General features: G+C 45.5%; 8 protein-coding genes. 3 read left to right on the top strand and 5 right to left on the bottom strand.

From position 1 onward, the window contains the following. Positions 1 to 31: 31 nt before the first annotated feature. From ACYTPF_RS11465 to ACYTPF_RS11475, 3 genes are read right to left on the bottom strand one after another with little or no spacing between them, the layout of a single operon-like run. A complete protein-coding gene (locus ACYTPF_RS11465; protein ID WP_461852282.1) occupies positions 32 to 1,606 on the bottom strand; it encodes a sugar porter family MFS transporter in 1,575 nt (524 codons plus the stop codon). Position 1,607: 1 nt separating this feature from the next. Further along, positions 1,608 to 2,609 carry a LacI family DNA-binding transcriptional regulator gene (locus ACYTPF_RS11470; protein ID WP_269918444.1) on the bottom strand — a complete coding sequence of 334 codons (1,002 nt, stop codon included), beginning with the start codon at positions 2,607 to 2,609 and terminating at the stop codon, positions 1,608 to 1,610. Positions 2,610 to 2,629: 20 nt separating this feature from the next. Continuing rightward, positions 2,630 to 3,988, bottom strand: a complete 1,359-nt coding sequence (locus tag ACYTPF_RS11475) for a GH1 family beta-glucosidase (protein WP_179984885.1) — start codon at positions 3,986 to 3,988, stop codon at positions 2,630 to 2,632. Positions 3,989 to 4,193: 205 nt separating this feature from the next. Here ACYTPF_RS11475 and ACYTPF_RS11480 point away from each other — a divergent pair, with 205 nt between their 5' ends. The 3 genes from ACYTPF_RS11480 (at position 4,194) to nhaC (ending at position 9,742) form a co-directional block, all read left to right on the top strand. Continuing rightward, positions 4,194 to 5,456, top strand: a complete 1,263-nt coding sequence (locus ACYTPF_RS11480) for a sugar MFS transporter (protein ID WP_461852283.1) — start codon at positions 4,194 to 4,196, stop codon at positions 5,454 to 5,456. Positions 5,457 to 5,468: 12 nt separating this feature from the next. Then, the gene (locus ACYTPF_RS11485) at positions 5,469 to 8,027 is read left to right on the top strand and encodes a glycoside hydrolase family 3 protein (RefSeq protein ID WP_461852284.1); all 2,559 of its coding nucleotides are present in this window, start codon (positions 5,469 to 5,471) and stop codon (positions 8,025 to 8,027) included. Positions 8,028 to 8,254: 227 nt separating this feature from the next. Further along, complete coding sequence (gene nhaC / locus ACYTPF_RS11490) at positions 8,255 to 9,742, top strand: Na+/H+ antiporter NhaC (protein WP_461852285.1); 1,488 nt, start codon at positions 8,255 to 8,257, stop codon at positions 9,740 to 9,742. Between the two features lie 103 nt (positions 9,743 to 9,845). Here nhaC and ACYTPF_RS11495 read toward each other — a convergent pair whose 3' ends face one another. Both ACYTPF_RS11495 and ACYTPF_RS11500 read right to left on the bottom strand, forming a co-directional pair. Continuing rightward, complete coding sequence (locus tag ACYTPF_RS11495; protein ID WP_461852287.1) at positions 9,846 to 12,791, bottom strand: TonB-dependent receptor; 2,946 nt, start codon at positions 12,789 to 12,791, stop codon at positions 9,846 to 9,848. A gap of 67 nt (positions 12,792 to 12,858) precedes the next feature. Beyond that, positions 12,859 to 15,543: a family 16 glycosylhydrolase gene (locus ACYTPF_RS11500; RefSeq protein WP_461852288.1), complete on the bottom strand. Its 2,685-nt coding sequence runs from the start codon at positions 15,541 to 15,543 to the stop codon at positions 12,859 to 12,861. Positions 15,544 to 15,893: the final 350 nt, after the last annotated feature.

Here is a 15,893-nt window from a genome sequence, read left to right on the forward strand (position 1 = left end):
TTACTAATTTTAGCAGTTAAGAGGCTAAACCCTACTTCATAGCCTTATGTTCAAAGTTTCTTGTAATGTCTTCTAAGCTTTTACCCTTAGTTTCCGGAAATAGCTTAGCAACTAAAATGAGGCTGATTAAGGCAAAACAGCCGTAAATAGCAAATGTTGTGGCTGCCCCTAAGTTAGCTAGCTCCCATGGAAAGATAATTTGAACTAGAAAGCTGGTTAAGGAGTTAATCACGCCCACCAAAGAGATAGCCAAACCACGAGTTTGATTAGGAAAAATTTCGGCTAGCATCGCCCACATCACAGGGCCTAAAGACATAGCGAAAGAGGCTACAAACGCGATAATGCCAAATAGCACTAAGGGCGCGTTCATTGTGATACTGCTGGTTAGCAATGGTTGTTGGTAAGTATCAAAGTTTTTACTTGATAAAACAGTTTTGAGCGCGCGTTTAAACTCCACGTCCGAATAATAGACTTGGTTGGTTAAAGGCTCTAATTTGCTTGCTGCGATGGGAGCCTCTTGTTGAATAGTGCTAATCGCAGTTTGTTGAACTTGGTAAGTGGCTTGTTTGAAACCATAGGTGCAGATAGCCATGCTAAGTACAACTCCGGTCAAACCCACAATGAGTAGTGGCTTTCTACCCCACTTATCAATAGTCATCATTGCCACAACAGTAAAGGCGACATTCACTACACCAATCCATACTGCCTGCATAAAGGCGGCGTTGGTACCCACGCCGCTTTGTTCAAAAATAGTAGGTGCATAGAAAAAGATAACGTTGATGCCGGTAATTTGCTGCGCAATGGCAATAATGATTCCTACCATCAAAGGAAAGCGCATGGCTTTTGCTTTTAAAAAACCAAGGCGTTCGCGTAATGTCCAAGTCTTCTCATCAAGCGAAGACGCAATATCCTTAACAAGTGCATGGGCTTGTGCCTTATCGAAAAGGCGGTTTATCACCAGCTCTGCTTCTTCTTGTCTACCTTTTAGTACTAACCATCGAGGACTACGTGGAATAGTAAATAGTAGGCCAAACCACAGCGCGGCTGGAATGACTTCAAGCCCTAGCATGTAGCGCCATAGGTGAGTGTCTAAACCCCAATCAGCAACCCAAGCTGCTCCACTGCCGCTAAGTTGTAGCAAGTAGTAGTTAGTGAAATAGGACAAAGCGAAACCAAACACAATGTTGAGTTGATTCACCGATACCATTTTTCCACGGTTTTCAGGTGAGCTAATCTCTGAAATATACAGTGGGGCAATGATGAGTGAGCAAAATGCTATGCCGCCAATAAAGCGAGCCAGCACTAGCAGTTCGAAACTAGGGGCAAGGGCAGAGCCTATGGAGGAAAGCAAATACAAGAAAGCTACAAGGATCAGGGCTTTTCGTCTTCCGATAGCATCGCTTATGCCACCTGCAAAGAGCATGGCAATAAGTGCGCCCAACGTGGGAGAGCTGACTACAAAACCTTGCTGCCAATCACTTAGATTAAACTCGGCATCAATAAAGCCATTGGCTCCGGCTATTACGCTGGCATCAAAACCAAATATGAATCCACCAAGGGAAACAATGAGCGTGTAGTATAGCGAGGGAGTCAGGGCTTTATGCATTTTATAATTTGCCTAGTGTGTCCCTATCGACGACTTCAGGAACAAATAAGTGCTCAATTGGGATAGGACTTTTAATGTCATAAACATGTTCAAGTACCCAATAAGCGGCCATTTCTCCCATAGCGTGAATAGGGTTATTAATGGTTGTTAGCTTAGGATAAAGATAGCGCGAAAATAGCACGTTATCGAAACCAACAATGGAAAGCTGAGTTGGGATATCAAATCCAGCTTCTCGAGCCGCCGTCATTGCGCCAGAGGCCATTTCATCGTTTGCGCATACAAGGGCGGTAAAGTCTGGGAAAGTCGCTTGAAGGTGATGCATCCCTTCCTGTCCTGTAGACTCATGGAAGTCGCCTTCGAACAAGCTGTTGCTGTCAAATGTAAGTCCTGCTTCTTCTAGGGCTTTTTTGTGACCAGCAAGACGATCGCTTGCATCTTTTTTAAATAGCGGTCCGCTAATGTAAGCTATCTTCGTATGACCCGCGTCAATGGCCGCTTTCGTAGCTAAGTAGCCACCTTTTACGTTGTCTACAACAAAGCAATGTTGCTCTAGATCGTCTACTTTTCGGTTAATCACTACAACCGGGACTTTGCTGTCGACCAGCTTTTTTAAGTAGTCGTCAGAGACGGCCTCTGCGTGCAAGATAAGTGCGTCACAACGGCGGCTTTTCAAGAACTCTATGGCTTCGTGTTCACGCTCTTCATCGACGTGTCCCGCGGTTATGATTACATGCTTACCACTTTTCTTTAGCACGTGCTCAACCGTACTCATCAAGTCACCAAAGTATGAGCCATGCAGTTCGGAAACAAGTAAACCTACACTATTGGTACGGTTTGATGCCAGAGATTGCGCAATAGCGTTGGGCTGATAGCCCAGCGATGCCATAGCGTCTTCCACTTTTTTACGCGTGCGTTCGCTTACTTTCGCGTTTCCATTCATAACGCGAGAGACGGTAGCCAGCGATACCCCAGCTGCTTCTGATACTTGGTAAATTGTTGCCATACGGTTTCTAGTAATTGTCCTTATTTAATACCGCTAATGTACCCATTTATACGACTCTTCACCAGTTTTGAATAGGCTAAAGCACTTTGTTTTAAGGTGCGTTTTTGGGTTTCGTAGTCAACATATACAATGCCGAAACGTTTTGAATAACCCAGCGCCCATTCAAAGTTGTCCATTAGGCTCCATGCAAAATACCCGCGAATGTCCACACCCTTTTCCATCGCTCTATTTACGGCATTTAAGTGAGTGTGAAAATAAGCAGTACGCGTATCATCTATAACTTCGCCGTTATTAAGAACATCATCCATTGCCGCACCGTTTTCGGTAATATAAATAGGCGGTAAGTCGTAGCGCTCATTAAGATCAACGAGCAGTTCGGTAAATGCGTCAGGGGTAATTTCCCAGCCCATAGCGGTTAGCTCGTTTGTTGCTGGTGGAACAATCTCAAACCAACCATTTCCATCACTTTGATACAGAGTGCGTGTGTAGAAATTAATACCCAAATAGTCGATAGGTTGAGAAATGATATCCATATCACCCTCAAGTATTTCTGGTTTGCTATCAGCATCGAGCATGTCGATAACATCAGGGTATTTACCTTCTATTATCGGCTTTAAATACCACTGGTTATGGTAGTCGTCGGCCAGCTTAGCCGCGTGCTTATCTTCATTAGAATTCGTTGTTGTATGGCAATTGCTAAAGTTAAGCACAATACCGTTTTGACTATTCGGGCAATGGTTATTAAGTACTTTCAATGCTAATCCATGCGCAAGCAGCAGGTGGTGCGCTGCTTTACGCCCGTTGCGCATCCCTGTTTTACCAGGCGCATGAATACCGGCTTCATAGCCTAAATAAGCAGAGCAAAATGGCTCGTTTAACGTGGCGTAAGAATAAACTTTCTCGCCCAATGCCTTTGCTACGGCCTCTGCGTATTTTTCAAATGCGTAAGCGGTATCGCGGTTTAGCCAGCCACCATTGTCTTCAAGGTATTGTGGTAAATCCCAGTGATAAAGCGTAACGAACACTTTCATACCGCGTTTTACGACTTCGTTAACTAAATTGACGTAAAATTGCATACCTACTTCATTAACAGTGCCGTCTTGCATCATAACGCGGGGCCAAGAAATAGATAATCGATAGGCATCGACACCTAAGGCATCGATAAGCGCTACATCTTCCTTCCAAAGCGCAACATGATCGCAAGCTACATCGCCGTTAGTTGCATCTGAAATAGTTCCGTGTTTTTCACAGAAGGTGTCCCAAATGCAGTCCAACCTTCCTTTTCTGTCACCTTCTATTTGAAAGCTTGATGTTGCTACACCAAACAGAAAGTCTTTAGAAAGCATCATAGAATTGGATGGAAGGTTAATGTCTTTCATCGTAGAAATGTCCTAGCAATAACAATTTCGTCATATTTGCTTTGCTAATCGCTAAGCAAATAACATCATATTTACATTGAATTCGATAACGCTTCATGTAATTATCTACTCAATGTAAGCGCTTACAAAATAACTTAGATAAGCATGTAAGCGCTTTCAAATGTAAATTTATCATTAATCAGAAAAATAGCAACAGAGGTTACTTGTGGACACACCAGTTCAGCCGAATATTTCATCCGCCCAAGAGCAAGGGGCAAACGGTGGCTACCGTTTTGCGCTAATCTCACTTACCACGTTGTTTTTCATGTGGGGATTTATTACATGTTTGAACGACATTCTTATTCCCTATCTAAAAGGAGCTTTTAACCTTAGCTTTACGCAAGCAATGTTAATTCAATTTTGTTTCTTTAGCGCTTATTTCATCGTTTCGCTCCCTGCGGGAATGGTTGTGTCGCGCATTGGTTACCAAAAAGGTATTGTGCTTGGCTTAGCTATAGCATGTGTAGGCTGTTTGCTGTTTTTCCCTGCTGCGTCTAGTCAAATTTATGGTATTTTCTTGTTGGCGCTCTTTGTGTTGGCGTCAGGTATAACCATACTTCAAGTGTCTGCCAACCCTTTCGTGACAGCACTTGGTGACCCTAAAACGGCATCGTCACGACTTACCATGACCCAGGCATTCAATGCGTTTGGTACCACAGTGGCGCCATTCTTCGGCTCTTATCTTATCTACGGTGCCACAGGTGAGCACGGTGGCGGCACGCCAAGTCCATCAGATGTACAGGTTCCTTATCTTGTATTGGCGGCATCGCTACTGCTCCTAGCTCTTGTATTCATGTACTTGAAGTTACCTAAGCTTAACCACACAGGTGCAAATGCAGGTGTATTTAAAGGCGGCGCATGGCATCACAAGCACCTTGTATTAGGTGCGGTGGGTATATTTATGTACGTAGGTGCCGAAGTTGCCATTGGTAGTATGCTAGTCAACTACTTAGCTAGCCCTGCGGTGGGCGGCCTAACTGAAGCTGGCGCGGCAAAACTGCTGGCGTATTACTGGGGCGGAGCCATGGTAGGGCGCTTTATCGGCGCTGTCGTTATGCAAAAAATCTCAGGTGGTTATGTATTGGCCTTTAATGCTTGTATAGCAATTGGCCTTATTTTGCTATCGCTTTCAAGTACGGGTGACCTTGCGCTGTGGAGTATATTAGGCGTAGGTTTATTTAACTCAATTATGTTCCCTACCATTTTCAGTCTTGCACTACAGCAACTAGGTAAGGACACACCGCAAGGTTCAGGTATTTTATGCCTAGCTATTGTGGGGGGGGCTATCGTTCCACTTTTTCAAGGTATGCTGGCCGACTCATTTGGGGTCACGCTTTCATTCCTATTACCCGCTTCGTGCTATATCTACATTGCTTATTACGGCCTTGTAGGAAGTCGCGTATCTAAATTTCAAACCACTGAAAAGTAACGAGGATTAATAATGCGAAAAAGTCTAATCGCGAAGGTTGTTGCAGGTGCATTGGTCAGTGTCTTAGTTAGCGCTTGTGCATCCGATGAAGACGCTTCTTCAGTTAACAGTGCCGTAGAAAAAACGAATAAAGCCAGTGAGATATGGCCTAAGCTAGATATAGAAGTAAAGTCAGACCCTGTGGTAGAGAAAAAGGTAGATGATATTTTATCTACCATGACGCTTGAACAGAAAATTGCGCAGATGATACAGCCAGAAATTCGCAATATCACTGTTGAAGACATGCGTAAGTATGGGTTTGGCTCTTACCTCAATGGTGGTGGCGCGTTTCCGAATAACGACAAGCATGCAACTCCTGAAGATTGGGTGGAACTTGCCGAAAAGCTATATCAAGCTTCCATTGACGACAGCCTAGATGGTTCAACAATCCCGACAATGTGGGGTACCGATGCTGTTCACGGTCATAACAATGTTATTGGCGCCACTTTATTTCCCCATAACATAGGTTTAGGTGCGGCAAATAACCCTGATTTAGTAGAGAAAATTGCACATATCACAGCGAAAGAAGTGATGGCGACGGGCATTGATTGGGTATTTGCGCCAACAGTTGCTGTTGTACGTGACGACCGTTGGGGTAGAACCTATGAAAGCTACTCTGAAGATCCGGCGATTGTAAGAGAATATGCCGCATCTGTGGTTAAAGGTCTACAAGGTGCTGCTGACAAAGACTTTTTAAGCGATCAGCGTGTAATCAGCACGGTAAAACACTTTGTCGGGGATGGCGGTACCGTAGGCGGAGACGACCAAGGTGATAACGTAGCTAGCGAGCAAGAGCTATTCGATATTCATGCCCAAGGTTATGTTGGCGGATTAACCGCTGGTGCGCAGTCTGTTATGGCATCGTTCAACAGCTGGAATGGCGACAAACTTCACGGTCATAAGTACCTACTAAATGATGTACTTAAAGACCAAATGGGCTTTGACGGCTTCGTAGTAGGCGATTGGAACGGTCACGGCCAAGTTAAAGGCTGTAATAACGAAGACTGCGCGCAAGCTATCAACGCGGGTCTGGATATTTTCATGGTACCTAACGATTGGAAGGTACTGTACGACAACACCCTCGCGCAAGTGAAAGATGGCACTATCGCGATGACGCGTATCGATGATGCTGTGCGCCGTATTCTTCGTGTGAAAGTACGAGCGGGCCTTTTCGATAAGCCTAGCCCAGCAAATCGACCACTTTCAGGTAACCGTTCATTAATTGGCAAAGCTGAGCATCGCGAAGTAGCTGCACAAGCGGTACGTGAGTCACTTGTACTGCTGAAAAACAAAGATAAAACTCTGCCTCTTTCCGCAAATAAAAATATATTAGTGGCCGGTGATGGCGCCGACAACATTGGTAAGCAGTCTGGTGGCTGGAGTATTACGTGGCAAGGCACCAACAATACTAATGCCGACTTCCCAGGCGGTAGTTCTATTTACGACGGTATACAAGAGCATGTCGAAAGTGCAGGTGGTAACGTAGAGCTTTCTGTTGAGGGCGATTTTGAAACTAAGCCAGATGTCGCCATTGTGGTATTCGGGGAAGAGCCTTACGCAGAAGGCCACGGCGATAGAGAAACGCTTATCTACCAATACGGCAGTAAGAAAGACTTAGCGCTACTTGAAAAGCTGAAGTCTCAAGGTATTCCTGTGGTATCTGTGTTTATCAGCGGCCGCCCAATGTGGGTAAATGCCGAGCTTAATGCATCTGACGCTTTTGTCGCCGCTTGGTTACCTGGCTCTGAAGGTGCTGCGGTAGCTGATGTGCTGTTTGGCGAGCAAGACTTCAAAGGAAAACTATCTTTCTCTTGGCCATCAGAGCCTCAGCAGATAGTTAATAAAGGCGATGAGGCTTACGAGCCGCTCTTACCTTATGGTTTTGGTCTTACTTTCAGCGATGAAAATGTATTAAGCGATGCGTTAAATACTGAAATAAAAGTCAGCACTGACAGCAACAAGCCGATGGAAATCCTTAATGGTGCCGTGCAGTCACCATGGGTACTATGGCTGTATTCAGGTGATGAAACGTTACCTGTAAATGCAAGCACTCACACCCTTGGTGCGCTGACCTACCGCACTGTAGACAAAGTAGTGCAAGAAGATGCACGAAAAGTCACCTTTGATGGCTCTGAATTTGCGGCTATGCGCTTTGCTAGCAAAAGCTTCTTCCGTGAAGATTTAAGTGCACAACTACTTACAGAAGGTGCGTTAAGCTTTAACGTTAGCCGTCACTCAGATATTAATGCGCCTGTTACCGTGGGCATGAACTGTGAGGGCGAAGGTGATGCTGCGGGCAGCTGTTCAACGCAGATTGATATTAGCGAGCAGCTAAAAGCAATGCCTGCTGATACATGGACAAACGTGAGTATTGACCTGCAGTGCTTTGTTGATGAAGGGATTGATTTCACCGGTCTTGTCGTACCGTTTGAACTAGGCAGTGCAGGTAAGGCAAGCTTGAGTGTGGCGGATATTCAGTTTAAGCCAAGTGCAGCAGAATCAGCGAGTATAAGCTGCCAAGAAAGGTTATAGCTTTATTTCTAGCGCTTAAATAACGTCGCCAGCTTCTCATCTGGCGACGTTTTTGTTTGTAGAGAGAATTAACCCGCGGCGCTTTTCGCGTTATCGATCTTTTCCCCATGTTACCCCGTAGCTATGTTTATTAAACCTTCAAATCAGTAGCTGGATTAAAACTGATTCAAGCAAGGTATTTTGCTAAGTCCTCGTTCACTTCACATGTTTATTTACAGGGTAGTAATATGACAAATGAAAAAACGCCTGCACCCCATCTTTATCTCGCTTTGACACCCGTTATCTTAACCCTTTTGATATTGGGTATGCAGATCTTCTACTTCGGCGTGTTTGAGCCTCATATACCGCTTGCTATTGGCATAGCATTGACCAGTTTTGTGGGGACTTATCTTGGCCTGACATGGGAAGAAGTACGGGCAGGTATTTTTAAGGTAATCCATGTGGCCTTACCGTCGGTAAGCGTTCTTATTGTTGTTGGAATGATCATAGGAATTTGGATAGCCAGCGGCACTGTACCTACTATTATTTACTATGGACTAAAGACTCTTTCTCCCCAAATCTTTCTGGCTGCCGGTATGGTTATCTGCGCAGTGGTTTCCGTTTCGCTAGGTACAAGTTGGGGGAGCGTAGGCACTGTTGGTTTAGCATTAATGGGCATTGGCGAGGGCTTCGATATACCCATGTACTGGACTGCAGGAGCGGTGGTTTCTGGTGCTTTCTTTGGTGATAAAGTTTCACCACTGTCAGATACCACAAACCTTGCCCCAGCAGTAACCGGTACGGATGTGTTTTCACATATAAAAAATATGATGGCAACAACCATCCCCGCCATGGTAATAGCATTTTTAATTTATCTGGGTGTAGGCTTCTTTGTCATCGATGCTCAAAGCGTTTCATTCGCAAAGATTGCAGGCATAACCACAGCGCTGGAAGATAATTTTACGATTTCGGGCTGGGCACTACTGCCTGCGTTAGTGGTTATGGGGTTAGCCTTAAAGAAAATTCCGCCACTTCCTGCACTGTTTGCCGGTGCTGTAATTGGAGGTGTATTTGCCATGTTTATGCAGGGGCAAAGCCTGCAGGCCGTATTCGATTATGCAAATAACGGCTACTCCATTAATACCAATATTGTTGAAATAGATAGCTTGCTCAATCGCGGTGGTGTTCAGTCTATGATGTGGACCATCTCCTTGGTGCTTATTGCCCTTGGTTTCGGCGGAGCGTTAGAAACTACGGGATGCTTACGAAGCATCATTAACGCAATCAAAAGCAAAGCAAAGACCTTTGCCGGTACACAGGTTGCGGCTGTTGGCACTGCCTTTTCTACTAATCTAGTGGCAGGCGACCCATATCTATCGGTTGCTTTACCTGGAAGGATGTATTCTCCTGTTTACCGTGGCATGGGCTACTCCACCCTCAATCTGTCACGCGGTATTGAAGAGGGAGGAACGCTAATGTCTCCGCTTATACCTTGGAATGCCGGTGGTGCCTTTGTAATATCCGCACTCGGCCTTGGTATTTCAGGTGCCAACTTGGAAAACTTGCTGTATATCCCTCTTGCTTTCGCATGTTGGACGGCTCCCCTGATAGGCATATTCTATGCCTTCGTTGGCTGGTTCTCACCTAAAGCCACAGACGAAGAACGAGAACAGTGGAAAACGTCCGGCGCCGCAATTGCGAAGTTTAACAAAGACGGCACACCCATGACTGATTAACAAAAGCTTAGTAATTGGTTTACTAAGCTATTTGTATCGATGACAACGGTCATGAATAAAAAAGGGCCTTAAAAAAGGCCCTTATCGTAAGTGCTTACTAAACTTAGAAGCTGTATCTAGCACCTAGCGTGTAGCGAGGGCCATACTGACGGGCAAATAAGAATTGCTCTTCAAATCGGCCGTAACCACGCTCGGTTTCGTCGTTGATGTTTACACCTTCTAGGAACACCGTTAGGTGCTCATTTACATCGTAGTTGATGCTGGCATCAACTTGACCAAAGGTGTCGAACTGGGTAGCTGGGTTATCTGATGAACCTTGCGCTTGACCAATACCAACAACATAGTCTGAACGCCATGCGTAAGTAACTTTTACAGACAAACCTTCCTTCTCGTAAAACACTTGGAAGTTTGCTGAATCACTGATACCTACTAGCGGGTTTTGCTGTTCTAGGTTGTATGGGTCGTACTCTACGTCACCGTCAACCAGTGTTGCGTTAGCACCAAAACCAAAGCCTGTTTCACCAAACGTATGCTGAACAGCAAGCTCGATACCTTCAACGGTTTTTGATTCGTTAAGGTTACGAGGCTTCACTACGTTCCACTCAATAAGCGGGTCATCTGAATTAGGCTCAACAACGCCTTCTTCGTTAGCATAACCTGCCGATAAGAAGTAGTCGTAAATGTTGCTGTCGGTGGCTTGAATCCCGTCTGCTTCAAGTGCAGATACCGCTTCTTGCCATCTTGGACCAAGGTAGATGTCATTCAGTCCGTCAAAGGTTTCAAGTGCACCTTGCGTATCGATGTAGTTTTTAACCGACTTTCTAAATAGTCCCACAGACGCATAGCTCGCTTCGTCGTAGTACCACTCGAAAGATAAGTCTAAGTTAGTTGACTCATAAGGTTTAAGGTCGGTACTACCTTCAGACACGGTTCTTGAACCAATCTTAGGGCTGCCGCTAAACGAACGTCCGCCTTGTAAGAAACCGATAGGTGCACGAGTAATCGATTTACCCCAAGAGAAGCGGGCAACAATGTCGTCAGTTACATCAACTTTTACGTCGAACATTGGAAGAAGAACATCATACTTACCGGTAAAGTCTTGCTCTTCAACGCCGTCTTGGAAAACAGTGATCCACTCACCAGCTGCAACCCAGTTCACTTGAATAGGTACGCGAACTTCAGCTGTGCTAGGTACCTCAGTTTCTTCGTAGCGAAGACCAGCGTTAATTTGAACGTAGTAATCGCTAACGTCAAAGTCCCACTCGGTCTGTACGTAAATTGAGTCTGTTGTCTCTTCTACATTGCTTACCGAAGGATCACCGCTGAAATATGGGTCAATAGAATACGCATTGCTTTCCCCCACAACGTCAGCAGTGATGAATTGAAGCTGACGCGCAATAGCTTCATCAAAGTCAAAGGTGTAGTAATAGCCTGGGTTCATACTTGCGCCGCCACCATCAAAGGCGTCTAAGAAGCCTGAGGTGTCGTTGCGAACGAACATACTGTCTGGGAAGATTTCCGTGAACGACGGGCTAAAGCCAGGTCCGCCGCGTAGTCCGCTCCATGCGGTAAAGCCAGATAGAGACTGTTCTGTGCGTGCTACACCAAAATCAATTTTAACAAGCGGAATATCCCACGCAGAGTTATACCAAGTACCGTCTAACTGCAGTTGCTCAATGTCAGAACGTCCTGGTGAATAGATGAACTGACTAAAGTTAGAGTCAATTTCGCCCGGCATAATTTCATTAGTGCCGTTATTCCAGTTTACATAGACTTGAGGGATTTCACCTTCACGGTAGTCATAAACTTTAGAATCTAATTGATTTGAACCAAGAATGATCTGCCCAGCGCTACCCAATCCTTCGTCATAACCATTGTCGGTTTTGTTATAAGAATCATGGTAATCCAAACGGAAATGCCAATCGTCATTTACCATCCAGTCTAAGTTTACACCTAGTGAACGTGCATCAACGCGGGTAGTGTTGCGGCTTGCGGTAAATGAACCGTCATCGCCGCTGATATCTGCATAAACAGCAGTACCATTTTCATCAAGCTCGTAAGCATTGATGTTAGCACCAAAGTTGTTCCAAATACCCCAACCCACACTGTTAGTGCCGGTAGTTGCACGAGACGCGGTGTAGTCTATCGTCGCGGTAAACTCGTCTACAGGGCGGAACTGGAAGGTAACTTGCCCATTTGAACGTTCGCGCTGTACATCATTAATGCTGTAGTTCATGTCTTTCGGGAAGAACGCCGCATCGGTAATATTAGTACGGTTGTCAACAACGTTGCTTGGATCTAGCTCAGGCAGAGCATCGTTCTCTTGAAGTACCCAACCTTGAATAGCAGCCGACTGCTGTTGGAAATCACGCTCTTGGTGTGAAAATGATACTCCGAATCCGAACATATCATCAGCAAAAGTATTGGTGTAAACACCTGCGATCTCAGGGGTTACATCGTCACCAGCTTCATTAGACGTATCGTAAATACCTTTTACTGAAATAGTCGCGTTCTGTCCTGACTGAGAAAGCGGCTTCATAGTAATGATATTTACCGTAGCACCTAAGCCCCCGCTCGGGTTTTCTGCACGGGCAGTTTTTTGAAGCTCTAGCGTGCTTACGCCTTCAGATGAAAGGTTGGCAAGGTCGAAAGAACGGGTAAAACCGGTACCCGGCATTTGGCGGCCATTTAGGGTTACCAGATTGAATTCTGGGCCGAAACCACGAACAGTAATTTGGCTACCTTCACCGTTATTTCGGCTAATGGTTACACCGGTAATGCGTTGCAATGCTTCAGCTAGGTTCGTATCAGGAAATTTACCTAGCTCTTCAGCTGATATGGCGTCTACTACACCGCTCGAACTGCGCTTTAGGTCCATTGAGCGGATCATACTGCCGCGAATACCGCTAACTTGAATAACTTCTACTTCGCCTTCTGCGGGCGTTGCTGTTTCTGCTTCTTGAGCGTACGCGGGTAGCACAAGAGAAGAGCCCATCAACAAAGCCATTGATGTGGCAAGCTGGGTCTTTTTAAAAGGTGTGTTTTTCATAATTGCCCTACTAATTCTTATCAATTTTGTATGCCGCCTAAGCACTGCTTAGACGACACATGCTTTGCTATTGCGCTGCAATTTCAACATTATCAACGCGGTATACTGCGCCCTCACCAGAGCCCCATGCAGGGAACATCATGATGACGTTGATTGCACTGATATCCAGACCTAAGTCATAAAGCGTTTGAAGAGGGAAAGTATAGGTTTGCCACTCGCCTTCAACAGGGTCTACACCTTCAAGGCTAGCTGAAATAGGAAGTTCTACGGCTGATGACACATTGATAGATTCAATTTTGAACAACCAAGGCGCTGATGCATTGTTAGGCATCGAGCTTACTTTCATTTCAAATCGCACAGCACCGTCAGTAAGTAGTGCTGACGCGTCGTAAGAGTGACCGTCATCAGCAATGATGCCCATTACCGTTGGCGTTGCGCCAATTCGAAACTCAGCAACTGTTCCGTGGTCTGCATCATCAACTTCCTCGGTAGGCGTTGAACCACCGCAGCAATCCCAAATACGCCACTGGTCTGCCGCAGTGTCTGCAAACAAGGTAATGCCAGACGCTGAAGGCGCGTCTTGCCCACTGTCCGGGTGATATATTTTCACGTTGTCTAAGCGATACACGGCGCCTTCACCAGTACTCCAAGCAGGGAATACCATAATGACGTCAATGGCGCTAACATCTAAGCCACGGGCCTGCAAATCTGAAATAGGGAACGTATATGTCTGCCACTCACCTTCAACAGGAGCTTGACCTTCAACGCTATCCGCTAATGGTAGTTCTACCGCAGTTGATGCATCGTTAGACTCAACTTTAAATAGCCACGTAGAGTCTGGATTGTTAGGAGCGCTCACTACTCTCATATCAAACTGTAGAAGGCCACCATCTGTAAGGGCAGTTGCATCAAATGGGGTATCACCACCACCAGCGGCAGAACGAGTAATAAAGCCCATTACTGTAGGTTCAGCGCCAATACGGAATTCTGCAGTTAAACCGTGCTCTTCATTATCCATTTCTTCAGTTGGCGTAGAGCCTCCACAGCAGTCCCACATGGGCCAGTCAGGGTTTTGGCCATCTTCGAAGATAGTAAGTTCAGGATATGCAACCGCACCGTCCTGTGAAATTTCTACATTAGTAATTTGATAAACGGCACCTTCACCTGCGCCCCAGTCAGGGAAAATCATAATGGTATCAATGGCGCTGGTATCTAGTTCTGCTTCAGCAAACATACTGATAGGAAATTGATAGCTTTCCCATACGCCCACTTGCGGTGTAGCAGGTGCAGTATCTGAAGGTCCAACGTAGCCGCTCATCAGTGAAAAAGAGGCGTCAGTAGTTGCTTCAGTACTTTCAACTTTCAGGTTCCAGTTTGCTTCAGCGTTATTAGGTGCAGAAACAAGTTTTAAATCAAATTTTAAGCTACCAATGCCTTCAAGGGGAGATGCATCAAATGGAGAGGCTTCACCTTCTGGGTCAGTAAGAAACGCATCGCGACTGATAAAACCGACTACCGTAGGATCTGCGCCAAAGGTAAATTCATAAACTTGACCTAGCTCAGTATCTTCAACAAGTTGAGGCGTAGAGCCACCACAGCAATCCCAAGCTGCCCAGTTTGGGTTAGGCGTACCACCAAAAATGGTTAAGTCTTGTGGAATGCCGGTAGAAGGCGGTGACGGGATGGGAGCTGCGCCTTCAACCAATGCATCATCTACACTGTCGTAACCAGGGCGCACAGTCTCACAACCTTTACCAGTTTCAGGGTCTGAGGCACACTCATAAACGCGCACGTAGTCAATTTCGAACGTTTGACCGTCTACGAATGCATCTGCATCTATGCCTGTTTCGTTAACTGCTTCAGGCCAGCTTCCGCCCACAGCGAAGTTGAGGATCATGAAAAATTCTTGATCGTATGGGGCGTTATTCCACTGAGTCTCTAGTTCACCAGTAATTTGGTCGAAGTACTCAGTGTACCAACCGCGATGAGAAAGACCTGTGGCATCACCATTTGCGTTATAGCGCACTTCAGAGCGACGTTGAGTAGCGTACAAATAGCCGTCCATGTACCAGCGAATTTCACCTTCCTGCCACTCTATAGCGTAGGTATGGAAGTCATCAGCTGGATTTGCACCATCAGGAAGAGAATACGCTTGACCAGAGCTATCATTATTCGGCCATTCTTGACCATAGTGAAGGGTGCCGTAAATATGGTTTTCAGGGTTACCGTCTGCGTCTGCTGCTTTCAGGTTTACCGCTTCCATAATGTCGATTTCACCAGAGCGCGGCCAGCCACCATATACTGAATCAGTAGGCATCATCCAGAATGCAGGCCAGCTACCTTGACCTTCTGGTAGCTTCGCGCGCATTTCAAAACGGCCGTATTTGAAATCGGCTTTATACTGAGTAATCAATCGGGCTGACGTATACGGTTTTGGCGCACCTTCTTCGGCAGGCAGCGCAACAATTTTAAGGCTACCGTCAGATACAAATGAATTGTCTTCACTGTCTGTGTAGCATTGAGCTTCATTGTTACCGCCACCGTCACAGTTTACTTCATGAGTCCAGTTATCATCGTTAATACTGCTCCCGTCGAACTCGTCGCTCCAAACAAGCTCCCAGTCGGTAACGGGAACCGTTGCGTCAACAACGTCGATATCTGTAGAGGTTGTTGCTCCACCTCCACAGCCAAATAGGGTTGTGACTGAGATCGCGGCTGCTATCCGCGAGAGTTGAGATGCTTTTTTCGTCATTGTTTTCAGCCCTGATCAAAAGAAATTGGGTTTTTATGTTGTGGCAAATGCCACGTAAAAAGCTTGTGTAAGCGCTTACAAAATAGGTCAAATAAAAATGGCTGTTTGAAAGCGCTTACATTACATTAAGCCACTGACACGTAAAGATCAATACTGTTCTCAAAATTTTAACATTTAGTAGAATGGTTATTTATCTTAAAAAATATGAAAATATAAATATTATCAGTAGGTTGGATGGTGTTAATAGTTTTCTTTATAAAGATAGCTTTAGCGATTCACTCAGCATTTACAAATGGAAAGGCTTGGTTGTTAATAAGGTGTTTGGAGTATTTCACTCGCACCAAATAGTG

Source organism: Alteromonas sp. HB246098 (assembly GCF_054890645.1).

Excerpts from the sequence above, each read along its gene's own strand:
- ACYTPF_RS11465 (WP_461852282.1), bottom strand. The coding sequence starts at position 1,606 with ATGCATAAAGCCCTGACTCCCTCGCTATACTACACGCTCATTGTTTCC.
- ACYTPF_RS11470 (WP_269918444.1), bottom strand. The coding sequence starts at position 2,609 with ATGGCAACAATTTACCAAGTATCAGAAGCAGCTGGGGTATCGCTGGCT.
- ACYTPF_RS11475 (WP_179984885.1), bottom strand. The coding sequence starts at position 3,988 with ATGAAAGACATTAACCTTCCATCCAATTCTATGATGCTTTCTAAAGAC.
- ACYTPF_RS11485 (WP_461852284.1), top strand. The coding sequence starts at position 5,469 with ATGCGAAAAAGTCTAATCGCGAAGGTTGTTGCAGGTGCATTGGTCAGT.
- nhaC (WP_461852285.1), top strand. The coding sequence starts at position 8,255 with ATGACAAATGAAAAAACGCCTGCACCCCATCTTTATCTCGCTTTGACA.
- ACYTPF_RS11495 (WP_461852287.1), bottom strand. The coding sequence starts at position 12,791 with ATGAAAAACACACCTTTTAAAAAGACCCAGCTTGCCACATCAATGGCT.
- ACYTPF_RS11500 (WP_461852288.1), bottom strand. The coding sequence starts at position 15,543 with ATGACGAAAAAAGCATCTCAACTCTCGCGGATAGCAGCCGCGATCTCA.